General features: G+C 70.7%; 21 protein-coding genes. 6 read left to right on the top strand and 15 right to left on the bottom strand.

What is annotated here, in order from left to right; genetic code table 11:
• The first annotated feature begins 101 nt into the window (after positions 1-101).
• The 4 genes from M8J74_RS21290 (at position 102) to M8J74_RS21275 (ending at position 3308) form a co-directional block, all read left to right on the top strand.
• Positions 102-797: a type 1 glutamine amidotransferase domain-containing protein gene (locus M8J74_RS21290; RefSeq protein ID WP_203237594.1), complete on the top strand. Its 696-nt coding sequence runs from the start codon at positions 102-104 to the stop codon at positions 795-797.
• Positions 798-891: 94 nt separating this feature from the next.
• Positions 892-1509, top strand: a complete 618-nt coding sequence (locus tag M8J74_RS21285) for a VOC family protein (protein WP_058920671.1) — start codon at positions 892-894, stop codon at positions 1507-1509.
• Between the two features lie 79 nt (positions 1510-1588).
• The gene (locus M8J74_RS21280; protein ID WP_308406081.1) at positions 1589-1918 is read left to right on the top strand and encodes an SDR family NAD(P)-dependent oxidoreductase; all 330 of its coding nucleotides are present in this window, start codon (positions 1589-1591) and stop codon (positions 1916-1918) included.
• 28 nt (positions 1919-1946) lie between these two features.
• Positions 1947-3308 carry a dihydrolipoyl dehydrogenase family protein gene (locus M8J74_RS21275; protein WP_249837955.1) on the top strand — a complete coding sequence of 454 codons (1362 nt, stop codon included), beginning with the start codon at positions 1947-1949 and terminating at the stop codon, positions 3306-3308.
• Between the two features lie 136 nt (positions 3309-3444).
• Here the strand turns inward: M8J74_RS21275 and mug are convergent, their stop codons facing one another.
• Complete coding sequence (mug, locus tag M8J74_RS21270) at positions 3445-4002, bottom strand: G/U mismatch-specific DNA glycosylase (protein ID WP_249837966.1); 558 nt, start codon at positions 4000-4002, stop codon at positions 3445-3447.
• A gap of 104 nt (positions 4003-4106) precedes the next feature.
• Entirely contained in the window at positions 4107-6818 is a 2712-nt protein-coding gene (locus M8J74_RS21265) for a multifunctional oxoglutarate decarboxylase/oxoglutarate dehydrogenase thiamine pyrophosphate-binding subunit/dihydrolipoyllysine-residue succinyltransferase subunit (RefSeq protein WP_308406080.1), read from the bottom strand.
• A gap of 327 nt (positions 6819-7145) precedes the next feature.
• On the opposite strand from M8J74_RS21265, the gene M8J74_RS21260 reads away from it, so the two are divergent.
• Positions 7146-8906, top strand: a complete 1761-nt coding sequence (locus M8J74_RS21260; protein WP_249837953.1) for an MOSC and FAD-binding oxidoreductase domain-containing protein — start codon at positions 7146-7148, stop codon at positions 8904-8906.
• A 33-nt stretch (positions 8907-8939) separates the two neighbouring features.
• On the opposite strand, the gene M8J74_RS21255 is transcribed toward M8J74_RS21260, so the two are convergent.
• Positions 8940-9386, bottom strand: a complete 447-nt coding sequence (locus M8J74_RS21255) for a MarR family winged helix-turn-helix transcriptional regulator (protein ID WP_249837952.1) — start codon at positions 9384-9386, stop codon at positions 8940-8942.
• A 107-nt stretch (positions 9387-9493) separates the two neighbouring features.
• Here M8J74_RS21255 and M8J74_RS21250 point away from each other — a divergent pair, with 107 nt between their 5' ends.
• The gene (locus M8J74_RS21250) at positions 9494-10423 is read left to right on the top strand and encodes an alpha/beta hydrolase (RefSeq protein WP_249837951.1); all 930 of its coding nucleotides are present in this window, start codon (positions 9494-9496) and stop codon (positions 10421-10423) included.
• A 71-nt stretch (positions 10424-10494) separates the two neighbouring features.
• On the opposite strand, the gene M8J74_RS21245 is transcribed toward M8J74_RS21250, so the two are convergent.
• The 12 genes from M8J74_RS21245 to M8J74_RS21190 form a co-directional block, all read right to left on the bottom strand.
• Positions 10495-11217, bottom strand: a complete 723-nt coding sequence (locus M8J74_RS21245; protein WP_058920677.1) for a FadR/GntR family transcriptional regulator — start codon at positions 11215-11217, stop codon at positions 10495-10497.
• Entirely contained in the window at positions 11208-12221 is a 1014-nt protein-coding gene (locus M8J74_RS21240; protein WP_249837965.1) for an aldo/keto reductase, read from the bottom strand. Before M8J74_RS21240 ends, M8J74_RS21245 begins: the two co-directional genes overlap by 10 nt.
• 45 nt (positions 12222-12266) lie before the next feature.
• Complete coding sequence (locus tag M8J74_RS21235) at positions 12267-13304, bottom strand: sugar kinase (RefSeq protein WP_249837950.1); 1038 nt, start codon at positions 13302-13304, stop codon at positions 12267-12269.
• On the bottom strand, positions 13301-13930 hold the full coding sequence (locus M8J74_RS21230; protein WP_249837949.1) for a bifunctional 4-hydroxy-2-oxoglutarate aldolase/2-dehydro-3-deoxy-phosphogluconate aldolase: 630 nt from the start codon (positions 13928-13930) through the stop codon (positions 13301-13303). Before M8J74_RS21230 ends, M8J74_RS21235 begins: the two co-directional genes overlap by 4 nt.
• On the bottom strand, positions 13927-14688 hold the full coding sequence (locus M8J74_RS21225) for an SDR family oxidoreductase (protein ID WP_249837948.1): 762 nt from the start codon (positions 14686-14688) through the stop codon (positions 13927-13929). Before M8J74_RS21225 ends, M8J74_RS21230 begins: the two co-directional genes overlap by 4 nt.
• Positions 14685-15728, bottom strand: coding sequence for a zinc-dependent alcohol dehydrogenase (locus M8J74_RS21220; protein ID WP_249837947.1), 1044 nt, complete (start codon positions 15726-15728; stop codon positions 14685-14687). The genes M8J74_RS21225 and M8J74_RS21220 overlap by 4 nt, the downstream gene beginning before the upstream one ends.
• Positions 15725-16162, bottom strand: coding sequence for an RbsD/FucU domain-containing protein (locus tag M8J74_RS21215; RefSeq protein ID WP_249837946.1), 438 nt, complete (start codon positions 16160-16162; stop codon positions 15725-15727). Before M8J74_RS21215 ends, M8J74_RS21220 begins: the two co-directional genes overlap by 4 nt.
• On the bottom strand, positions 16153-17055 hold the full coding sequence (locus tag M8J74_RS21210) for an amidohydrolase family protein (RefSeq protein WP_249837945.1): 903 nt from the start codon (positions 17053-17055) through the stop codon (positions 16153-16155). The genes M8J74_RS21215 and M8J74_RS21210 overlap by 10 nt, the downstream gene beginning before the upstream one ends.
• Entirely contained in the window at positions 17048-18373 is a 1326-nt protein-coding gene (locus M8J74_RS21205) for an L-fuconate dehydratase (RefSeq protein WP_249837944.1), read from the bottom strand. The genes M8J74_RS21210 and M8J74_RS21205 overlap by 8 nt, the downstream gene beginning before the upstream one ends.
• Before the next feature lie 100 nt (positions 18374-18473).
• A complete protein-coding gene (locus M8J74_RS21200) occupies positions 18474-19514 on the bottom strand; it encodes an ABC transporter permease (RefSeq protein WP_249837943.1) in 1041 nt (346 codons plus the stop codon).
• A complete protein-coding gene (locus M8J74_RS21195; RefSeq protein WP_249837942.1) occupies positions 19507-21072 on the bottom strand; it encodes a sugar ABC transporter ATP-binding protein in 1566 nt (521 codons plus the stop codon). The genes M8J74_RS21200 and M8J74_RS21195 overlap by 8 nt, the downstream gene beginning before the upstream one ends.
• Positions 21073-21119: 47 nt before the next feature.
• A complete protein-coding gene (locus M8J74_RS21190; RefSeq protein WP_249837941.1) occupies positions 21120-22181 on the bottom strand; it encodes a sugar ABC transporter substrate-binding protein in 1062 nt (353 codons plus the stop codon).
• Positions 22182-22454 lie beyond the last annotated feature (273 nt).

Below are 22454 nucleotides of genomic sequence, written 5' to 3'. Positions count from 1 at the left end.
CCACCGGTGCGACCGGCCGACCTCACGCGGAATCGTGAGGGGGACGAGCGGTTCCGCGCGCACGGCACGGGGCCCGGTCCCGAACGACAGGAGTGGTCGTGATGGCGAAGGTGCTTTTCGTGGTGTCCGGAGCGACGTACTGGGTCCTGAAGGACGGCACCAGGTACGCGACCGGCTATTGGGCCGAGGAGTTCGCGGCGCCGTACAAGGCGATCACCGAGGCAGGGCACGAGGTCGTGGTCGCCACCCCGAACGGTGTGACACCAAACGTCGACATGATGAGCCTGCGTCCCTCCATGGCGGGCGGTGAGCAGGGCGCGCTGGAACTGGAGGAGATCATCCGTTCCGCCGAGGTGATGCGCCGGCCGCTGCAGCTGTCCGACGTCCGCCTCGAGGACTACGACGCCGTGTACCTCCCCGGCGGCCACGGCCCGATGTCCGACCTGTGGCTGGACGCCGACGTCGGCCGGATCCTGACGGCGCAGCTCGCCTCGGGCAAGCCGCTGGCGATCGTCTGCCACGGCCCCGCCTCCGTCCTGTCCACCCGGATCCACGGCAGGTCGCCGTTCACCGGCTACCGGATGACCTGCTTCACCGACGAGGAGGAGGAAGCCGTCGGACTGGCCTCCAGGGCGCCCTGGCTGCTGGAGACCGAACTCAAGGACAAGATCGGTGTCGAGTTCAGCCGCGGCGAGATCTGGAAGCCGTACATGGTGGAGGACCGCACCCTCATCACCGGGCAGAACCCGGCCTCGGCCGCGGTCCTCGCGGAGCGTCTGCTGGTGCTGCTGAAGTAGCAGTGCGACCAGTGAGAATCCCTGGCGCGAAACACCTGCCACCCGGAGGACCCTCGTCACGTCGGCTTTTCGTCCCAGTGCGGAGGCATGAACCATGGACATGAAGCTCGAGGTCGTCGTGGTGCCGGTGTCGGACGTGGACCGGGCCAAGGACTTCTACTCGGCATTGGGCTGGCGGCTCGACGCCGACGTCGCCACGGGCGAGGACTTCCGGGTGGTGCAGATGACCCCGCCGGGTTCCCCGGCATCGGTCATCTTCGGCACCTCGGTCTCGTCGCAGGCACCGGGCTCCGCTCAGGGCCTGCACCTGATCGTCGACGACATCGGAGCCGCCCACGACGAGCTCAAGCGGCGCGGCGCGGACCCCGGTGACGTGTTCCACGACGCGGGGGGCGTCTTCCACCGCGCCGGGACCGACGCCCGGGTGCCGGGGCCCGACCCGAAGCGCAGCAGCTACGGTTCGTTCCTGTCGTTCGACGACCCGGACGGCAACGGCTGGGTGCTGCAGGAGATCACCTCCCGGCTTCCGGGCCGCCTGGACCCGGCGACGACCGCCTTCGCCTCGGCGTCCGACCTCGCCGGCGCCCTGCGCCGGGCGGCGGCCGCACACGGCGAGCATGAGGCACGCACCGGCGCGGAGGACCCGGACTGGCCGGAGTGGTACGCGCGGTACATGGTGAGCGAGCAGGCCGGCACCGAACTGCCGACGTGAGCACCTCGCCGGCCGGCCCCCACGCACGCACGCCGCGGTCCCCGACCTCATCGACGCCGCCGCGACGTCCCCGCGGCAGGTGTCCAACGTCGTGAACGCCGGCTCGCCGGCCAGCCGGGTCGCCCGTGCGTCGAGCAGTGTGTGCAACCTGACCGAGTTCGGCCTCAACGGCTTCACGGAGGCGCTGCGCCAGGAGTTCGTGGGCGAGTACGTCCGCGTCGTTGTGGTCGAGCCCGGCACCGTGCAGACGGAGCGGGTGGAGCACCTCGGCGACGCCGCCCCGCGACAGATCAGCGGCGAGCCGATGCGGACCGAGGACCTTGCGGACGCGATCGGCCACGTCGTCATCCGTGAACGACGGGTGGCGGTCAACGAAATGCTGGTGCGCGCCGGTGACCAGACATGGTGACCGGGCACGGGCGACGGGAGAGGGACGGATGAAGCACGACTACGACGTCATCGTCATCGGCGGCGGCTCACCCGGCGAACACTGCGCGGGCGCCCTCGCGGACGGCGGGCTGCGCGTGGCGCTCGTGGAAAGGGAGCTGGTCGGCGGGGAGTGCTCGTACTTCGCGTGCATCCCGTCCAAGACCCTGCTGCGCCCGGGTGAGGCCGTCCAGGGGGCGCGCGAGGCCGCAGCGACCGCGGAGGTGGATGTCGAACAGGCCCTGGCGTGGCGGAACTTCATGGTGTCCGACTACTCCGACGCAGGCCAGGAGCGCTGGCTCGCCGCCAACGGCATCGATCTGCTGCGGGGTTCGGGCCGGCTCGCCGGACCGGGAGCGGTGGAGGTGGCCGGTACCCGCTACACCGCCGACCACGTCGTGCTGGCCACCGGGGCCTCAGCGGTCGTGCCTCCCGTCCCGGGCCTGCGCGAGCTGGATGGCATCTGGACCAACCGCGAGGTGACCGGCATGAAGGCGGTCCCGCGGCGGCTGCTCGTCCTTGGCTCCGGGCCCGTCGGCGTCGAGATGGGCCAGGCGGTACGGCGTCTGGGCGGCGAGGTCGTGCTCACCGGCCACGCCGACCACGTACTGCCGCGCGAGCCCGAGCCGCTGGGCCGGGCGCTCGGCGAGGCACTGCGGCGTGACGGCGTCGAACTCGTCCTGGGCCCGCGCACCGTCGCCGCCCGGCGCGAGAACGAGGAGTACGTCCTGGTCCTCGACGACGGGCGGGAACTGCGCGGCGACAAACTGCTCGTGGCCACCGGGCGCCGCCCACGGACACACGACCTGGGCCTCGACACGGTCGGCGTGAGCGCCACCGACCGAGGTATCCCGGTGGACAGCCGGCTTCGCGCCGCCGAACGCCTCTGGGTCGTCGGCGACGCCACCGGTCTGTGGATGCTCACCCATGTCGGCAAGTACCAGGGCGAGGTCGTCGCCGACAACATCCTCGGCAATCCCCGCGCCGCCGACTACACCGCCGTGCCCCGCGTGGTCTACACCGACCCGCAGGCGGCGGCCGTGGGCGCCGCCGAGGCACGCTTCAGCGCCACGGTGCCCATCTCCGAGGTCGCCAAGACCGCCGCCTACAGCCGCGCCTACGCCGATGCCATGGGTTTCCTGAACCTGCTCAGCGACGGCTCGACGGTCACCGGCGCCTACGCGCTGGGACCGGAGGCGGGAGAGTGGCTGCAGCAGGCGACCCTGGCCGTCCGTGCCCACGTCCCGCTGGAGGTGCTGCGGGACACCATTCAGCCGTTCCCGACGTTCTCGGAGATCTACGTCGCCGCGCTCACCGACCTGCACCACCAAGTCGCCCGCGCCAGCGAGGTCAAGGGGCGGGTCCCTGCCTGACGCGCCGGGGCCCGCCCCGTGCGGCGGACCTTGCGCCGACGAAGAGAGGTGGCTTTCGCCATGCGGTCCGACATCGTTCTGGGCGGGGTCTTCCCGGACTTCGCCCTGCCCGACCACACCGGCACGATCCGTACGCTCAGCGAACTGCAGGGGCCGGCTGACCGAACGGGCCGTCGCCGATCAGGCCCGAACGGTCGGGCAGACCGGCGGCGACCCTGAGCCTGGCGAACTCCACGGCGAGCGCCGTCGGCGGGTAGTGCGCGTTAAGGCCGCTGGGGTTCGGCAGGACCCACACGCGGGCGCCGCCGATGCTCACCGGCTGCGCGCCCACGCCCGCGTCGACGGCCCCGAACGCCGCGCGGTACCCGGTGACGCCCAGGAATGCCAGCCACGTCGGGCGCAGGGCTTCCATGCGCCGTACGAGGTCCTCTCCTCCCTGGAGGTACTCGTCGGGCATGAGCTCCGCCGCGCGCGCCGTAGGCCTTCGGACGATGCTCGTGATGCCCAGACCCAGCCCGAGCAGGTCACGCTCCTGCTCGGGCCGGAACCGGTACGGCGTGAAGCCCGAACGGTGCAGGGCCGGCCACATCCTGTTGCCCGGGGTGGAGAAGCTGTGCCCCCGAACAGCCGATGCCAGGCCCGGATTGATCCCGACGAAGACAACGTCCAGCCGATCGGCGACCACGTCGGCCAGGGTCGGATACGTATCGCTGTTGATCTTTGCTCCACGGTTGGGTCGTCGAAATGGTGCGGCGGAACTGTGAGGCGGTGCGCACGTCGCGTCCCTCAGACGGCTGCTCAGCGGAAGGCCGCTGCCACCAGGCTCCTCTGTTCCTCGGCGTGCCGGTGGGAGGAGCCCACGGCAGGTGCCGACGCCGCCGGCCGGCTGACGCATGTCACGGCCCGGCCCGCAAGGCGCTGCACGTAGGGGGCGACGAACAGCCACGGACCCTGGTTCTCCGCCTCCTCCTGCACCCAGCGCACCTCGGCGTCGGCGGGGAACCGGGCCAGCTCCTTGCCGAGTTCACGCTCCGGGAAGGGGTAGAGGCGCTCCACGCGGACGATCGCCGTGTCGGTCGCGTCGTGGGCGCGCCGGTAGCCGTCCAGGTCGTAGAAGATCTTGCCCGAGCAGATCAGGACGCGCCAGACCCTGCCCGTGTCCGCCGGCTCATGCGGGAGGACCGCGCGGAAGCCGTGCGCGGTGAGGTCCGCCGGCGTGGAGGTGGCGGTCTTCAGACGCAGCATCGACTTGGGGGTGAAGACGACCAACGGCCTCCTCCACTGCGGCGCCCCGAGTGCCTGCCGGCGGAGCAGGTGGAAGTAGTTGGCCGGCGTGGAGGGCATGGCGACGCTCATGTTCTCCTGGGCGCACAGCTGGAGGAAGCGTTCGATGCGGGCCGAGGAGTGGTCCGGGCCCTGCCCCTCCAGGCCGTGCGGCAGCAGCAGGGTGACGCCGCAGCGCTGCCCCCACTTCTGCTCGGACGACGCGATGTACTCGTCGATGACGGTCTGGGCCTCGTCCGCGAAGTCGCCGAACTGGGCCTCCCAAAGCACCAGGGCGTCCGGCCGGGCGAGCGCGTAGCCGTACTCGAAGCCGAGTGCCGCCAGTTCGGACAGGGAGGAGTCGTACGGCGTGAATTGCGCCTGGGTACCGAGGGAATTGAGCGGTGTGTGCTCCGTGCCGTTGTGCCGGTCGGTGAGAACGGCGTGCCGTTGCCCGAACGCGCCGCGGCGGGAGTCCTGCCCGGTCAGCCGGACGGGGATCCCGTCCAGGAGCAGGGAGCCGAAGGCGAGCGTCTCCGCGGCGGCCCAGTCGACGGCTCCGCCGTCGAGTGCGGTGGCGCGCCTGTTGAGCTGCGGCAGCACGCGGGGGTGCACGGTGAAGCCGGGTGGAAGCTCGGTCTGGGTGGCCATGACGCGGCGGGCCGTCTCCTCCGTGATCGCGGTGTCGACCTCGGAGGCCGATCCTTCGTCGATGGCGTCGGCGTCCTGCCCGACAGAGGGGCCGGGCGGGACGTGCGTCTCGGCGAAGGCACGGTCGAGGCGTCCGCGGAAGTCCTGCAGGGCGCCTTCCACCTGCCGTGCGCTCACGTCTCCCCGGTGCAGCAGCGCATCCGCGTACAGCGCGCGTACGGAGGGGCGGGCGTCGATGCGGTCGTACATGGCCGGCTGGGTGATGGAGGGGTCGTCGACCTCGCTGTGGCCGTGGCGCCGGTAGCAGACGAGGTCGATGACAACGTCCTTGAGGAAGGCCTGGCGGTAGTCGAACGCCAGCCGTGCGGCGCGCACGACGGCCTCGGGGTCGTCGCCGTTCACGTGGAGGACCGGTGCCTCGATGCCGCGCGCCACGTCCGTGGCGTACACGCTGGACCGGCCGTGGGCGGGGGCCGTGGTGAAGCCGAGCTGGTTATTGATGACGATGTGGACCGTTCCGCCGGTGTGGTAGCCCGGCAGCAACGACATGTTGAGCGTCTCGCTGACCACACCCTGACCGGCGAAGGCGGCATCACCGTGGACGAGGACGGGGAGCACACCGGAGATGCCGTCGCCGTCGGCGATCACCTCCTGCTTGGCGCGGACGACGCCCTGGGTCACCGGCCCGACGACCTCCAGATGGGAGGGGTTGGCGACGACGGAGACGCTGATGGTGCTGCCGTTGAGGGCCCGATAGGTTCCCGCGGCGCCGAGGTGGTACTTCACGTCGCCGGATCCCTGGACCGAGTCGACGTCCTCAGTGTCCTCGAACTCGTGGAAGATCTCGCCGTAGGACTTGCCGACGATGTTGGCCAGCACGTTGAGCCGGCCGCGGTGCGCCATGCCGATGACGGCCTCCCGCATGCCGTTGCGGATGCAGCGGTGGAGCAGGACGTCCAGCAGGACGATCGCCGATTCGCCGCCTTCGAGCGAATAGCGCTTCTGGCCCACGTACTTGGTGTGCAGGAACCTCTCGAACGCCTCCGCGGCGCCGAGCCGGTACAGGATCTGCAGTTGCTCGGCTCGGTCCGTGTGCGGGAGGGGGCCTTCCATCCGCTCCTGGAGCCAACACCGTTCGTCGGAACTCTGGATGTGCATGTACTGGATGCCGATGGTCCCGCAGTAGGCCTGTCTCAGGGCCCGCAGGACCTCGTCGAGCGTCATGGTGTCGCGCCCGGCGAAGTCGTCGACGACGAACGTCCGCGGCAGATCCTCCGCGCCGAGCTTGAACGCGGCGATGTCGAGTTCGGGCGCCGTCGCCTGGTGCCCGTCCCCCAGGGGATCGATGTCGGCCATCAGATGACCGCGTACACGGTAGGCGTGGATGAGGGCCGCGACTCGGACCGCCTTGACCGCGGCCTGCTCCGTCTCGTCGCTCATGGCGGTCGTCCCGTCACGCGCCGTTTCAGCCGCTCCGGGCGCGGTGGAGAACAGGTTGCGCCACTCAAGGTCGACCGAGTCGGGGTCCCGCAGGAAGCGCCTGTGCTGCTCGTCCACGACCCATGCGTTGGGGCCGAACTCCCACTGACTACTCACCGGTTGTCCGGTGCGAGATCGCGATGCCACTGTGTGGATCGCCTTCTTTCCTCCTCGCAGGCCCTTGGCGGGCCGATGGCCGACGCGGCCGGCGGGGCCGGGCGCCGCATCTCCCCATCCACGGTAGGCCAGTGTCCGCGATCGGGCAGCGCGCGGATGTGCCACGTCGGCGGCACATCCGGACCTGCGGGACTCCCGGGGACGGCCGCAGCGCCGTGGGATACAGCGCGGCGCCGCCCCGGCGCGCGAACTAGGATCGGTCAGAGCGCACAGTTCACAGCGCCATGAGGGGCTGTCCCCGGCCGGCCACCCCGCAGGAGGTCCGCAATGGCCATGCTGCTGTCCGTCAACGTAGGAGTGCCCAAGGACGTCTCCTGGCAGGGCAGGACCGTCCACACCGGAGCCTGGAAGTCACCCGTGCACGGCCCGCGGATGGTGCGGCGGCTGAACGTCGACGGAGACGGCCAAGGAGATCTGGCCGGGCACGGCGGCGACATCCGTGCCGTCCTCGTCTACCAGTCGCAGTCCTACCAGTACTGGCAGAAGCACCTGGGCCGCGACGACCTGACCCACGGGATGTTCGGGGAGAACTTCACCGTCGACGGCCTCCCCGACGACGAAGTATGCATCGGGGACCGGTACCGAATCGGCGAAGCCGAATTCGAAGTCACCCAGCCCCGCGTCACCTGCTACCGCGTCGGTATGCGCCTGGGCGAGCCCACCATGGCCTCCCTGCTGGTCGCCCACCATCGTCCCGGCTTCTACCTGCGCGTCCTCACCGAAGGACACGTACAGGCCGGCGATGAGATCACTCTGATCCGCAAGGGCCCCGAAGAACTCAGCGTCGCCGACACCGACGCACTGCTCTACCTCCCCGACCGCGATCCCGCGATATTGCGCAAGGCACTGAACATCCCCGCCCTCAGCCCGGGCTGGCAACAGTCCTTCCGCGAACTCACCGCCGCCCACCAGCCCACACAGGAACCGGGCTTGCCCGGCGACCGGGCCGGCACCCAGCAGGCCGGGGAAGTGCCAGGGTGGCCGGGATTCAAGACCCTGCGCGTCGCCCGCATCGTCCCCGAAACCCCCGACGTCTCGTCGGTCTACCTCGAAGGCATCGACGGCACACCGCTGCCCGAGGCGCGCCCCGGCCAGTACCTCTCCCTCCGCCTCACCGTCGGCGATGCCGCCCCCGCGGTACGCAGCTACTCGTTGTCCTCCGCGCCCACGGCCACCACGTACCGCATCAGCGTCAAGCACGAACCTCACGGCGCAGTCAGCAGCTACATCCATGCCGCGCTTCACCCCGACGACCTCGTGGACGTCGCCAGTCCTCGCGGGACGTTCGTCCTCGAAGGAGACGCCCGCCCGGTAGTCCTCGTATCCGCGGGGATCGGCGTCACTCCCCTGCTCGCCATGCTCCATCGACTCGCCGACGCACGAGACCCACGCCCCGTCTGGTGGATTCACACCGCCCACGACCGCGCCCACCACGCCTTCGCGGAAGAGGCCCATGCTCTCCTGGCGCAACTCCCCGACGCCCGCGAGTACGTCTACTACACCTCCGAAGCCCCACATCCCGACGAGCCGCACATCACCCAGGGCCGTCCGACCACCCCGTCGCTCGCGGCGATGGGTATTCCCACCGACGCTGTCGCCTACCTCTGCGGGCCGAACGCGTTCATGGACGACCTCGGCGGCATCCTGCGCGAGCACGGCCTGAGCCCCGAGCGGATCCATACGGAGCAGTTCAGCGCCCTGCCGGCCATCAATCCCGGCGTCACAGGCACAGCCGTCGTCCGTCCGCACCAACCACCCGGGCAGCCGGGCACCGGCCCGCTCATCACCTTCGCCCGCAGCGGCATCACCACCCCGTGGTCCCCCGCCCACGCGTCACTCCTCGACCTTGCCGAAGCCTGCGACATCCCCACCCGCTGGTCCTGCCGCACGGGCGTGTGCCACACCTGCGTCACCCCCCTGGTCGCAGGTGACATCACCTACACCACCCCACCCCTCGAACTCCCCGAGCCCGACACCGTCCTCGTGTGCTGCAGCGAACCCATCAGCGAAGTCGTCCTCGACCTCTGAGCGGATCGGATGCCACGGGCGGGCAGTGAACCCTCAGCCCGGCTGGCGGTCGGCGCCTGCTTCGAGGGTTGCGCGCAGCGCGGCCAGGGTTGAGGCGATGCGGGCCAGGTCGTCGGCGGGAACCGACGCGGTCAGCGATCGGAGTTGGCCTTCGACGGCGGGACGGGAAGCGGCCAGCTGCTTCTCGCCCTCGGGGGTGAGCCGGAGGACGGACGAACGGCGGTCCTGAGGATGGGCGACCCGCAGGCACCAGCCCGCGGCCTCCAGCCGGTCGACCGCCTTGCTGACGGCTCCCACGGTGATCGCCAGCTCGTTGACGATGTCGAGCACGCGGCACCCCGGCACCCGGTCGATGATGTCCAGCATCTCGAACTGCCCCAGCCCCAAACCTTGTTCGGCGCGCAGCCGGGCGCTCACCGCGTTGTAGAGGCGGGTCTCGACGCGGACGAGGTCGACGAAGACCGGGGTGACACGGCTCACAGAAACCTCCAGTAGATTCCCAGGAATCATCTTCCATGGAATCCGGTTGGGCTCAGGCAGATGGATTCCCAGGAATCCATCCTCGCACCCGACTCATGGAGGCCCGCATGTCCCGAGAGCAGCGCGACGCCCTGGACGCCATGCTCCGTTCCGCCCCTCGCAGCGAGACGCCGCCCACTCCCGAGGAGCAGCGCACCGGTTTCGCCACAGCCATCACCCGCCCCGCGCCGGAGGGCGTCGCCACGCGCAGGACCGTCCTGGGCGGCCGGCCGGCCCTCGAGCTGGAGCCGGCCGTGGTCTCCGGCCAGGGGCGCCTGCTCTACCTGCACGGTGGCGGCTACGTCATCGGCTCACCGGACACCCACGCAGGCCTGGTCGGTGAACTGGCCCGCCGCGCCGGGCTGCGGACAGTGTCGGTGGATTACCGGCTGGCTCCCGAGGACCCTTTCCCCGCGGCCGTCGACGACGGGCTCGCGGCCTACCGCGAGCTGCTGGCGACCGGCACCGACCCACGTGACCTCGTCGTGGCCGGTGACTCCGCCGGGGGTGGCCTGAGCATCGCCACGCTGCTCGCGGCCCGGGAGGCCGGGCTGCCGCAGCCGGCCGCCGTGGCCGTCTTCTCCCCCTGGGTCGACCTCACCCTCGCTGGAGAAAGCATCCGTTCCAAGGAGGGCGCGGACCCCATTTTCGTAGAGGCCGACCTGCGCACCTACGCCGATCTCTACGTCCGCGCAGGCGACCGCGCACACCCCCTGGCCAGCCCGGTGTTCGCCGACCTCACCGGACTGCCCCCGCTACTCGTGCAGGTCGGTGCGAACGAGATACTGCTCGACGACGCAGTCCGGCTGGCCGGCCGCGCGGGCGCCGACGACGTCGAGGTCACACTCGACATCGGGCCCGGCCTCCCCCACGTCTTCCAGCACCACTACGGCCGCCTCGACGAGGCAGACGCCGCACTCGAACGCGCCGCCCACTTCCTCACCACCCATCTGAGCGCGGGACGCCCGGACACCGACCGCTTCGAACCGGCCCACTGACGGGGACCGGCACCTTCCACGTATCTCAGCCCTCCGAGCTCCGGTCCCGGAAGAACATCGGCATCCGCCCGTCACTTCCCCGCTGTCGTCCCGAAGGACAGCGGTTCACCCGAGCGCAGATGCTCCCTCAGCCACTGCTCGGTGTTGCTCACGTGCAGCAGTGCCGCAGCCTGGCTGAGAGTGGCGTCACGGGTGGACAGCGCGTTGAAGATGGCCTCGTGCTCGGCGAGGGTGCGGCCCGCGGCCTTGTCGTCGACCAGGCCGCGCCAGATACGGGCGCGCAGGGTGCGGCCGGAGATCCCTTCCAGGAGGGTGAGGAGGGTCTCGTTGCCCGTGGCGGACACCACGGCGCGGTGGAAGGCGGCGTCGTGGGCGTTGAGCCGTTCGACGTTGTCGCGGGCCTCGCGCATGGCGTCCAGGTGCTGCTTCACCTCGGCCAGTTGCTCATCCGAGATCCGCGTGGCGGCAAGGGCCGTGGCCATGGGTTCGAGGAGCCGGCGTACCTCCATGAGGTCCCGCAGGGCGACCGAGTCGCCCTGCAGGAGCTCCACCGCACCGCCGAGACCTTCCAGAAGCAGGCTCGGCTGGAGGCTGGTCACATATGTGCCGTCCCCCCGGCGGACCTCCAGGACCCGCGCGACGGCCAGTGCCTTGACCGCCTCGCGGGCGAGGTTACGGGACAGGCCCAGCTGCGCGGCCAGGTCCGGCTCCGGTGGGAGCTTCGAGCCCGGAGGAAGGGCACCCGTACGGATCAGCTCACGGATCTGCTCGATGGCCTTGTCCGTCAGAGACACCGCTCATCCCTCCCTCCACCGTGCCCCGCGAGCACGTCCGACCTGATCAGCCCCTGCGTGCGCAGATCGTCCCAGAGGCCGTCCGGGACGTGCTGATCATGGAGTGCCACGTTTCGTCCGACCTGTTGCGCAGTCCGCATGCCGAGGGTGACGTTGATGATACTGGGATGGGTGTACGGGAAGGCGATCGCAGCCGCGGGCAGGCTGGTCCCGTGCGCAGCGCAGACGTCGGCGATGGCGCGGGCGCGGGTGACGAGGTCGGTCGGGGCGTCCTGGTAGTCGTACTTCATGCCCTCGGCGGGCCGGTCGTGGGAGAGCAGGCCGGAGTTGAAGACGCCGACGGCGACGACGCTCTTGCCGAGGTCGCGGGCGGCGGGCAGGAGGTCGTCCAGCGCCGACTGGTCGAGGAGTGTGTAGCGCCCGGCGAGCATCACCACGTCGGCGGCGGTCTCGCGCAGGAAGCGGGCGAGCATGGCGGACTGGTTCATGCCCGCGCCGATCGCCCTGATCACACCCTGGTCGCGCAGGTCGGCGAGGGCGGGCATGGCCTCGTCGGCGGCCTGTTGCCAGTGGTCGTCGGGGTCGTGGAGGTAGACGATGTCGAGGCGATCCAGGCCGGTGCGCTGCAGCGTCTCGTCGATGGAGCGGAGTACGCCGTCACGGCTGAAGTCCCACTGCCGGCGCAGGTCGTCGCGTACGACGAACCCCTCGGTATCGACGCCGCGTGGGTGCTCGTTGGGGACGAGGAGACGTCCCACCTTGGACGAGACGACGTACTCGGCACGCGGGCGGCCCCTCAGCGCGGCGCCCAGACGACGCTCGGAAAGGCCGAGGCCGTAGTGCGGTGCGGTGTCGAAGTAGCGGATACCCGCGTCCCAGGCCGCGTCGATCGCGGCGGCCGACTCGTCGACCGGGGTGACGCGGTAGAGGTTGCCGATCACTGAGGCCCCGAAGCCGAGTCCGGTGAGTGCGACGGACGTGTTCCGGATCTTCCGCTGGTGCAGCTGGTGCAAGTCGTGCTCCTGGGATACGGGCGTTGCCGGCGTCGGTCAGCGTCTGACGTGGGCCGACCCGCCGGTGATGAGTGCTTCGACCTCGGCGAGCGAGGCCATGGAGACGTCTCCGGGCGTCGTCATGGCGAGCGCGCCGTGGGCGGTGCCGTAGGCCAGGGCGCGCTCCAGGCCGGCGTCGTCCAGCAGTCCGTGGATCAGGCCGGCGGCGAAGGCGTCGCCGGAGCCGATGCGGTCCAGGACCTGCAGGCCGGGCATCCGGGGGCCGGTGATGAGGCCGGTTTCGGCGGACCAGGCGGCCGAGGACCAGTCGTTGACGCCGGCCGACGGTACGCCGCGCAGGGTCGTCGCCAGTACTTTCGCATCGGGCAGCAGGCCGGCCAACTCGGCCAGGGTGTCGGCCACTTCGCCGTCCCCGATGCGTGTCTGCCCCGGGTACGTCCCGGCCAGGCCCAGAGCGCCCACGATGACGTCGGCGTGCCGTGCGAGCCGCAGGTCGGTCTCGCGGGCGGCATCGGCGCCGCCCCGGCCGGCCCACAGGCTGGGGCGGAAATTGGGGTCGTAGGAGACGGTGACACCGTGGCGGCGGGCGGCCGCCATCGCCTCGTCGGCGACGTCGACGGTGGTGTCGGACAGGCCCGCGAAGATGCCGCCGGTGTGGAACCAGCGCACCCCGGCCGAGAACACCGCGTCCCAGTCGACGTCACCCTTGCGCAGTTGCGAGACGGCGGTGTGGGCGCGGTCGCTGACACCCAGCGCGCCGCGGATGCCGTAGCCGCGTTCGACGAAGTTGAGGCCGTTGCGGGCGGTGCGGCCGATGCCGTCGTCCGGTGTCCAGCGGATCAGCGACGTGTCGACACCGCCCTGGAGGATCAGGTCCTCGACGAGTCGGCCCACCGCGTTGTCAGCAAGAGCGGTCACGACGGCCGTCCGCCACCCGAAGCAGCGCCGCAGCCCGCGGACGACGTTGTACTCGCCGCCGCCTTCCCACACCTGGAACGTGCGGGCGGTGCGGATGCGTCCCTCGCCCGGGTCGAAGCGCAGCATCACCTCGCCGAGGGCCACCACGTCGATCACGTCGTGCTCCTGTCCACGGCGTCGGCCGTCAGTCGGCGGATCTCGTGGTAGTCCCCCCGCTCCAGATGGGCGGCGGTGGCCATCCAGCTGCCGCCCACCGCGAGGACCGCCCGATCGGCCAGGTAGGCGGTCAGGCGGGTGGCGTCGATCCCGCCGGTGGGCACGAAGCGCACTGCCGGGAAGGGCGCTGCGAGCGCGCGGAGCGCACGCAGGCCGCCGAGCGGCTCGGCAGGGAAGAGCTTGACGATGTCGAGTCCCGCCTTCAGGGCCCGCATCAGCTCGGTGGCGGTGGCGATGCCGGGCACCACGGGCACCCTCAGCTCCCGGCACTTGGCGATGACTTCCTCGTCATAGCCCGGAGAAACGACGAAGCGGGCTCCGGCTGCCACCGCACGTTCCGCCTGCTCGGGCGTGAGCACGGTGCCCGCACCGACAGCCAGGCCGCCGTGGGCCGCCATCGTTTTGAGCACCCGCTCGGCGTCCGGGGTACGGAAGGTGACCTCGGCGCACCGGGCGCCGCCCGCCGCGAGCGAGTCGGCCAGTGGGCCGGCGGTCGCGGCGGACGGCACGGTCAGTACCGGCAGGAGGCGGGCTCCGGCCAGGACGGTGGTCAAGTCGGTGGTCATCGGCCGAGCCATCCGCCGTCGACGGGCAGCACGGCGCCGTGAATGTACGCGGCGGCGTCGGAGGCCAGGAAGACCGTGGCGCCCGCGAGGTCGTCGGCGTTGCCCCACCGCGCCGCTGGGATGCGGTCCAGGATCGCCTTGCTGCGGGCCGGGTCGTCCTGGAGGGCCTGGGTGTTGTCGGTGGCGATGTAGCCCGGCGCGATGGCGTTGACGTTGACGCCGTGCGGGGCCCATTCGTTGGCCAGGGCCTTGGTGAGCCCGGCGATGCCGTGCTTGGCGGCGGTGTAGCCGGGGACGGTGATGCCGCCCTGGAAGCTGAGCAGGGAGGCCGTGAAGATGACTTTCCCCTGGCCGCGGGCCACCATCGTCGCGCCGACCGCCCGGGTGAGCACGAACTGCGCACTCAGGTTGACCTGGAGGACCAACTCCCAGTCGTCGTCAGTGTGTTCGGCGGCCGGGGCGCGACGGATCGTGCCCGCGTTGTTGACCAGGATGTCCACCGGACGCTCCCGGCCCGCGAGATCCGCGCCCAGCGCCCGGACGGCTTGGGGGTCGGCGAAGTCGGTGCGGATCGCCTCGAAGGTGCGGCCCGCGGCGCGGACGTCCTTCTCGACCGCGCTGCCGGTCTCCTCCAGGTTGGCGCTCACCCCGATGACGTCCGCGCCGGCTCCGGCGAGCGCGCGGGCCATGGCCCGGCCGATCCCGCGCCGGGCTCCGGTGACGACGGCGAGCTTCCCGGTGAGGTCGAAGGCGTTCATTCGGCTGCCTCCTGGGCCTCGCCGGTGCAGTCCACGAGGATCTTCATCACGTCACCGCCGCCCTCCAGGGCCTCGAACGCCGCGGGTGCCTCGGTGAGCGGCACCACCTTGCTGATCAACCGCTCGGCCGGGATGGTGCCGTCGGCCACCAGGGTGACCGCCTTCTCGAAGTCGGAGCGGTCGTACAACCGGGCCCCGACGAGGGTGAGTTCGCGCCAGAAGAAGCGGTGCAGGTTGATCTCGCGGGGGCGGGGGTGGATGGCGACCAGGCAGAGCCGGCCGCGCACGCCGAGCACCTCGACGGCGGTGTCCACTCCGCCTTGCGCGCCGGACACCTCGAAGGCGACGTCCGCGCCGGCCTCGCCGGCCCACTGCCGGACCAGCTCGGCCAGGTCCTCGGCACCCGGATCCCACGCGGCCAGCCCCAACTCCTCGGCGAGACGCCGCCGGTGAGGGCTGAGTTCGACCACCCGGACGTCGGCCCCGGCTGCCCGGGCGACCAGCGCGATGAGGATTCCGACGGGGCCGCCGCCGACCACGACGGCCTTCTCACCGTCGCGGATCTGTGCCCGACCGACGTCGTGCACCGCAACCGCGGTGGGCTCCACGAGGGCCGCGTGGTCCAGGGCAAGGGAGCCGGGCAGCCGGACCAGTGTCGAGGCGGGCACGGTCCAGCGTTGCTGCATCGCGCCCGGGGAGTCGATCCCGATGAAGTCGAGGTGCTGGCAGATGTGTTGATGCCCGGCGAGGCAGGCCGGGCAGGTGTCGTCCCAGCGCAGCGGCATCACGGTGACCGCGTCACCGGCTGCCCAGCCCTCCACGCCGGCACCCACCCGCACGACACGGCCGGACATCTCGTGCCCGAGGACGGCGGGCACGGCGACCCGGGCGTCCATGTCTCCGTGGAAGATGTGCAGGTCGGTGCCGCAGATACCTACGTAGGCGGGGGCGATCTCCACCTCGCCGGGGCCGGGGGACGGGCTCTCGGCGGGCGCGGTGTCCAGGGTGCGGGCGGAGAGGTAGCGGACTGCGAGTGTCATCGTGTTCTCAGGGTCCCTTCAGCGCGGACGCCGATGGTGAGCAGCAGGTTGGCGTAGGTGCGGGTGTCGGCGGTGACGATCGCCAGGGCCAGGTCGGGTGAGCGGGCGGCGTCGTAGAACTCGAAGCGGCCCAGTGTCTCGACGGGGACGGACGTCAGCATCGAGCGGTACTCGCCGATGGCCGGCGGCTCCGGCTCCTCCTCGGGCGGCACCATCACGTGCGCCGACTCGACGGGCAGGGCCCGCAGCAGGACGTCGAGCACGGTGGTGACGTCCAGCAGACCCGGTGCGAGGTTGAGATGGACGGTCCTGGCGCGCGGGCCGGTTGCCGTACACGCCGGGTAGTGGCCGTCGGCGAGCAGGACCCGGGCTCCATGCCCGGCGCCCGCCAGGGCTTGGAGGATGCCCGGGTGCAGCAGTTCGGTCAGCAGCACGGAGTCCTCTCTTTCCTTCGACCGGGGTCGAGGCGGTAGAACGTGGTGGCGGTGCCGGCCAGGACCGCCTCGGTCTCGGCGGCGGAGCAGCCGGCCAGGAGTTCCTCGACGGTGGCGGCCCAGCGGTTCCAGCCGCCGGCCAGGACGCAGACCGGCCAGTCCGAGCCGAACATCAGCCGGTCGGGGCCGAAGGCCGCCAGCAGGACCTCCCACACCGGCCGGATGTCGTCGACGGTCCACTGCTCGTGGTCGGCCTCGGTGGCCAGACCCGACACCTTGCACCGCACCTGGGGATGTGCGGCCAGCTGCCGCACGCCCCGCTCCCAGTCGTCCAGGTCCTGCCGGGCGATGGGCGGTTTTCCGGCGTGGTCGAGGACCAGGGGAAGGTCGGGAAGGCGTTCGGCCAGGCGGATGGCCTGGGGGAACTGGTGGCTGCTGATGAGCAGGTCGTACCCGAGGCCCCGTTCGCCGACCGCCCGAAGTCCCCGCTCCACCGACGGCTGTTGCAGCCAGGCGGCATCGGCCTCCCCCTGGACGAGGTGACGTATGGCCCGCAGGTGGCTGCCGCCGGGTCCGGCACGCAGGTCGTCGAGTACGTCACCGATCGCCGGGGACGTGAGATCCACCCAGCCGACGACCGCGCCTATGAGCGGGTCACTGCCGGCGAGGGCGAGGAACTCGCGCGTCTCGTCGACCGACGTCACGCACTGGACGAGCACCGAGCACTCCAGCCGCCGCTTCGCCACAGTCGCGGCCGCGGCCGTGCGCAGGTCGCCGATGCCGAAGGTACGGCGGATCGGCTCGTGTCCGGGCTCGTCGAGCCAGGACTGCGGCCGGATGTCCAGGTCCCACACGTGGTGATGGGCGTCGACGAGGATCTGGGCGTCAGGCACGGGCCGTCCAGACGGGGCCGTCCGGGTACGCGTACTCCTTGAGCGAGTCCGGCAGCATCTGCGCGCTCAGTCCGGGCACGGTGGGGGCGAGGTAGTGGCCGTCGGCGATGCGGACGGGGTCGACGAAGTGCTCGTGCAGGTGGTCGACGTACTCGATGACGCGGTCCTCGGTGGTGCCGGAGACGGCGACGTAGTCGAACATGGACAGGTGCTGGACCATCTCGCACAGGCCGACTCCGCCGGCGTGCGGGCAGACCGGGACGCCGAACTTGGCGGCGAGCAGCAGGATGGCGATGTTCTCGTTGACGCCCCCGACGCGGGCGGAGTCGATCTGCACGATGTCCACGGCGCCCGCCTGGAGGAGCTGCTTGAAGACGACCCGGTTGGCGATGTGCTCGCCGGTGGCCACCTTGATGGGGCTGACGGCCCGGCGGACGGCGGCGTGGCCGAGGATGTCGTCGGGAGAGGTGGGCTCCTCGATCCAGTACGGGTCGTAGGGGGCCAGGGCCCGCATCCAGTCGATGGCGGGCTGGATGTCCCATCGCTGGTTGGCGTCGACGGCGATGCGGATGTCCGGGCCGACGGTCTCGCGTGCCACGCGCAGGCGCCGTATGTCGTCCTCAAGGTCGGCGCCGACCTTCAGCTTGATCTGGGTGAAGCCGTCCGCGACGGCTTCACGGGCCAGGCGGGCGAGCTTCTCGTCGGAGTAGCCCAGCCAGCCCGGGGTGGTGGTGTAGGCGGGGTAGCCCACCTGCAGCAGGTGGGCGATGCGCTCCTCGCGGCCCGGCTCGGCGCGGCGCAGGATCTCCAGCGCGTCCTCGGGGGTCAGCGCGTCGGACAGCCAGCGGAAGTCCACCTGTGCGACCAGCTCCTGCGGCGACATCTCGCCGAGGAAGCGCCACACGGGCTTTCCGGCGCGCTTGGCGGCCAGGTCCCAGGCGGCGTTGACGACGGCGCCGGTCGCCATGTGGATGGCGCCCTTCTCGGGTCCCAGCCAGCGCAGTTGGGGGTCGTGGACGAGGGAGCGGGAGAAGGCGCCGAGGTCGGAGCAGACTTCCTCCACCGACAGGCCAACCACGTACGGGGCGAGGGTGGCGATGGCGGCGGCCTGGGCGTCGTTGCCACGTCCGGTGGTGAAGGCGAGGGCGTGGCCCTCCAGTCCGTCGCCCGCATCGGTGCGCAGAACCACGTAGGCGGCCGAGTAGTCGGGCTCGGGGTTCATGGCGTCCGAGCCGTCGAGGTGTTCGGAGGTCGGGAACCGCACGTCCAGGACGTCCAGGGCGGTGATGCGGGCGGATGCGGGCACGGGGGAGGACATGGCGGCAACTCCTGTGAGGAGCAAGGAGGGGGGATCGGTTCCCCTCTTTGCGGCGAGACGTGAACGCGGCGGAGATCGGGCGGCCGGCGGGCCGCCCGGGTCATTCCTGGACCTTGCCGCCGGTGATGCGGGAGATGGCGAGGGCGACGAGGATGATCAGGCCGTTCAGGGCGCCGATCCACTGGGCGGGCACACCGGCCAGCGTCAGCACGTTCTGGATCATGAAGAGCAGCAGGATGCCGCAGAACGCGCCGAACATCGTGCCCTTGCCACCGTTGAGGCTGATGCCTCCGATGACGGCGGCGGCGAAGACGGTGAAGATGTAGCCGTTGCCCTGTGCGGAGGCGACCGAGGCGAGACGTCCGGAGAGCATCAGCCCGGCGAGGGCGGCGAGCACGCTGCCGGTGACGATGACGATCCACAGCACCCGGTCGGTGCGGATGCCGGCCGCCTTCGCGGCGTCGACGTTGCCGCCGATGGCGTACAGCGAGCGGCCGAAGCTGGTCCAGCCGAGCACCACGATCGCGACGGCGAACAGGGCCAGGCAGATCCAGATGGAGGCGGGCATGCCGAACCATTCGGCGGTGCCGGTGTAGAGCATCGACTGCGGCAGCTGGAAGAAGGTCTGCCCGCCGGAGATGCCGGTGAGGATGCCCCGCAGCACGATCAGCATGCCGAGCGTGACGATGAAGCCGTTGAGGCCGAAGCGGATGATCAGCAGCGAGTTGATCACGCCCACCAGGGCGCCCACGGCGAGGGTGATGGGGATCGCCCAGGCGCCGGGGAGCAGCCCGAGTCCGTGTCCGGCGCCGGCCGGGACGACCAGCCAGGCCGCGACGCCCGGCGCCAGGCCCATCGTGGACTCCAGGGAGAGATCCATCTTCTTGACGATCAGGATCATCGTCTGGGCGAGGACCAGCAGGGCCATCTCGGACATGGTCTGGAGGACGTTGATGAGGTTGTCGGCTTGCAGGAAGACCGGATTGACGATCTGGCCGACGATCGCGATGACGACGATCGCCGGGACGAGCGCCAGGTCGCGCAGCCGGGCCAGTGGGATCCGGCCGCCGAACAGCCCGGTCCGCTTCTGCATGGGCTCCACGGTCTGGGCGGCGCCCTCGGCGAGGACGGTTTCAGGCATCGAGGTCCACTCCTTCCATCGCGGCCACGAGATCGTGGTCATGCCAGCCGCGGGCTGTCTCGGTCGTCACTCGGCCCTGGAACATCACCAGGACCCGGTCGCACATGCGCAGGTCGTCGAGTTCGTCGGAGGCGATGAGCACCCCGGTGCCGGACGCAGCGGTCTCCTCGACCTTGCCGAGGAGGAACTCCTTGGAGCGCACGTCCACGCCCGCGGTCGGGTTGATCAGCACCAGCAGCCGGGGGTCGTCGGCCAAAGCGCGCGCCATGACGACCTTCTGCTGGTTGCCACCGGACAGGGCGGACACGGGCAGTTCGGGTCCCGGTGTCTTGATGGCCAGGTTCTCGATCATGCGCCCCGCCAGCTGGTCCCGGCGGTCGCGGCTGAGGAAGCCGTTCCTGCCCAGCCGCTTGGGCACGGACAAGGTGGCGTTGTCGGCGATCGACATGTCGGGCACGAAGCCCTGGTGGTGCCGGTCCTGCGGGACGAACCCCGCCCCGGCGGCGAGCGCGGCGGGCACGCTGCCCGGCCGCGGCCGGTGCCCGGCGATCTCCAGGTCCCCGGTCGCCGCCGCCCGCAGTCCTACGACGGTCTCGGCGACCTCCGTCCGTCCGCTGGCGGCTGCCCCCGCGAGGCCGACGATCTCCCCGGCGCCCACCTGGAAGGTGACGTCGGTGTAGAGGTCGTCGCTGCCGAGGGCGTGCACGGCCAGCGCGGGTGCGGTGCTGTGGTCCAGGCTGCCGACGCGCTCCTGCCGCCGGTCGGTCGCCGCCTCGCCGGTCATCGCCGCGACCAGCTCGGCGCGGGGGAGGTCGGCGACCGGGGCGGTCACGATGTGCGCCGCGTCGCGGAACACCGTCACCATGTCGCAGATCTCGTAGACCTCCTGCAGATGGTGGCTGATGAACAGGAAGGTCACGCCCTGGCGTTGCAGGTCGCGGATACGGTCGAACAGCCGGTTGATCGCCGCCGCGTCGAGCTGTGCGGTGGGCTCGTCGAGGATGATGAACCGGGCCCCGAAGGACAGTGCCCGGGCGATCTCGACGAACTGCCGCTGCTCGACGCTCAGCTCGCCGGCCGGGGACTGCGGGTCGACCTCCACCGACCAGGTCGACAGCAGCTCCTGGGCCCGGCGGCGTACGCCGGTCCAGCTGATCAGCCGGCCCCGGCCGTGGTGGTGCCGGTTCAGGAAGAGGTTCTCCGCGACGGTCAGCGTGGGGATGATCGTCGACTTCTGGTAGACACAGGCCACGCGCTGTCGCCAGGCGTCGCGGTCGCTGAGTCGTGGTGCGGGACCGCCGCCGAAGGTGACCGTTCCCTCGTCAGGGGCGTGCAGGCCCGTCAGGACGGATACCAGGGTCGATTTTCCGGCCCCGTTGCGGCCGACGAGCGCGTGGGTCTCACCGGGCCTGATGGTGATCCGGGCGCCGTTCAGGGCCACCGTCGGACCGAATCGTTTGACTATGCCCGTCGCCTCGACGACCGGCGGGGCTGCGAGGGCCCGCCCGTCGTCCGCCGGGGCGGGCGCGGGGGTGACAGTACGCTCCCCGTCGCTCATCTCAACCGCCTTGTGCTGGATAGCCGTTGGGTTCCTGGGAGAGCAGGTCAGCCGAGGTTGTTGCCCCACAGCGAGGTGTCGTCGCTCTTGACACTGGCCACGCCGCCGTAGGTGCCGCCGTCGCCGGTGACCAGGGGTGCGGAGAGCTGGTCTTCCAGCAGACCGTCACGGACCTTGATGATCGTGCTGTCGTGGTCGGTCTTGCCCGGCTTGAACGTCTTCCCGTCGATCGCTGCCTTCAGGTAGTACAGGGCGTACTTGGCGTACAGGTCGGCGGGCTGGGAGACGGTGGCGTCGATCTTGCCCGCGGCGATGTCCTTGAGCTCCTCGGGGATCCCGTCGTTGGACACGATGAAGACGTGCTTCTTGTCCTTGGGGCCCACCAGCAGGCCCTTCTGCTTGAGCACCTGGAGCGTGCCGGACAGGGCGAAGCTGGACTGCATGTAGACGCCCTTGATGTCCGGGTTGGCGGTCAGGTCCGTCTGCAGCTTCTGCGCCGCGGTCGCGCCGTCCCAGTTCGTGGCCTCGCCGAACACCTTGATGCCGGGGAAGTTCTTCTTCATGCAGTCGTTGAACGCCTCGGTGCGGTCACGGCCGTTGATGGAGTCGAGGCCGCCCTCGAGCATGACGACCTTGCCCTTGCCGTTCAGCTTCGCGCCGAGGAACTGACAGGCCTTCTCGCCGTAGGCGCGGTTGTCCGCGCGCACCACCATGAACACCTTGCCGCTGTCGGGACGGGTGTCGACGGTGACGACCGGTATCTTCTTCGCCTCCAGCTGCGCCAGCGTCGGCGCGATGGCGGCGGTGTCCTGCGGGGCCATGGCGATGCCCTTGACGCCCTGGCTGATGAACGTCTGCGCGTTGGCGGTCAGTTTGGCGACGTCGTTCTGCGAGTTCGTGGTCTTCAGGGACAGGCCGAGCTGCTTGGCGTACTGAGGCGTGTACTTGATGTACGAGTTCCAGAAGTCGGTGTCGGAGCGCGGGTAATCGACGCCGACCAGCGGGGCGCCGCTCGACGAGGCGGTGCCGGAGCCGCCACTGCAGGCGCTGAGCAGCGCCACTGCGGAGAGGGCGGAGACGGCGGAACAGAGGCCGGTTCTGAGTCTCATGCGTACTTCCTCGCACTGGTCCGGTAGCAGGTGGTTGTTTCGGAGATGCGACCGCTGCGTGTCGCCTCCAGAGATGGGATGTTTATAGAGGCTTGTTGCTGGCGCCGTCTAGAGGTGGCGGCAAAATTCGCCGAAAAGCTCAGGTAGAGCACTCTGAGGACGTTCACCCGGCCGCCCCCTTTGATCAATCCATCCCATCAATGATGCTCGTCGCTGCCGCTCCGCCGGGCGGCCGGCGTGCCGGCAGGCAAGAGTACGGCCGGAGCGCTGACG

This window comes from Streptomyces panaciradicis, from assembly GCF_023516615.1.
Lineage (GTDB): Bacteria > Actinomycetota > Actinomycetes > Streptomycetales > Streptomycetaceae > Streptomyces > Streptomyces panaciradicis.
Note: the sequence above shows the minus strand (reverse complement) of the source record. Positions and strands in the feature narration are given on the sequence as shown.

Excerpts from the sequence above, each read along its gene's own strand:
- M8J74_RS21290 (WP_203237594.1), top strand. The coding sequence starts at position 102 with ATGGCGAAGGTGCTTTTCGTGGTGTCCGGAGCGACGTACTGGGTCCTG.
- M8J74_RS21285 (WP_058920671.1), top strand. The coding sequence starts at position 892 with ATGGACATGAAGCTCGAGGTCGTCGTGGTGCCGGTGTCGGACGTGGAC.
- M8J74_RS21275 (WP_249837955.1), top strand. The coding sequence starts at position 1,947 with ATGAAGCACGACTACGACGTCATCGTCATCGGCGGCGGCTCACCCGGC.
- M8J74_RS21260 (WP_249837953.1), top strand. The coding sequence starts at position 7,146 with ATGGCCATGCTGCTGTCCGTCAACGTAGGAGTGCCCAAGGACGTCTCC.
- M8J74_RS21250 (WP_249837951.1), top strand. The coding sequence starts at position 9,494 with ATGTCCCGAGAGCAGCGCGACGCCCTGGACGCCATGCTCCGTTCCGCC.
- M8J74_RS21230 (WP_249837949.1), bottom strand. The coding sequence starts at position 13,930 with ATGACCACCGACTTGACCACCGTCCTGGCCGGAGCCCGCCTCCTGCCG.
- M8J74_RS21225 (WP_249837948.1), bottom strand. The coding sequence starts at position 14,688 with ATGAACGCCTTCGACCTCACCGGGAAGCTCGCCGTCGTCACCGGAGCC.
- M8J74_RS21220 (WP_249837947.1), bottom strand. The coding sequence starts at position 15,728 with ATGACACTCGCAGTCCGCTACCTCTCCGCCCGCACCCTGGACACCGCG.
- M8J74_RS21205 (WP_249837944.1), bottom strand. The coding sequence starts at position 18,373 with ATGTCCTCCCCCGTGCCCGCATCCGCCCGCATCACCGCCCTGGACGTC.
- M8J74_RS21200 (WP_249837943.1), bottom strand. The coding sequence starts at position 19,514 with ATGCCTGAAACCGTCCTCGCCGAGGGCGCCGCCCAGACCGTGGAGCCC.
- M8J74_RS21195 (WP_249837942.1), bottom strand. The coding sequence starts at position 21,072 with ATGAGCGACGGGGAGCGTACTGTCACCCCCGCGCCCGCCCCGGCGGAC.
- M8J74_RS21190 (WP_249837941.1), bottom strand. The coding sequence starts at position 22,181 with ATGAGACTCAGAACCGGCCTCTGTTCCGCCGTCTCCGCCCTCTCCGCA.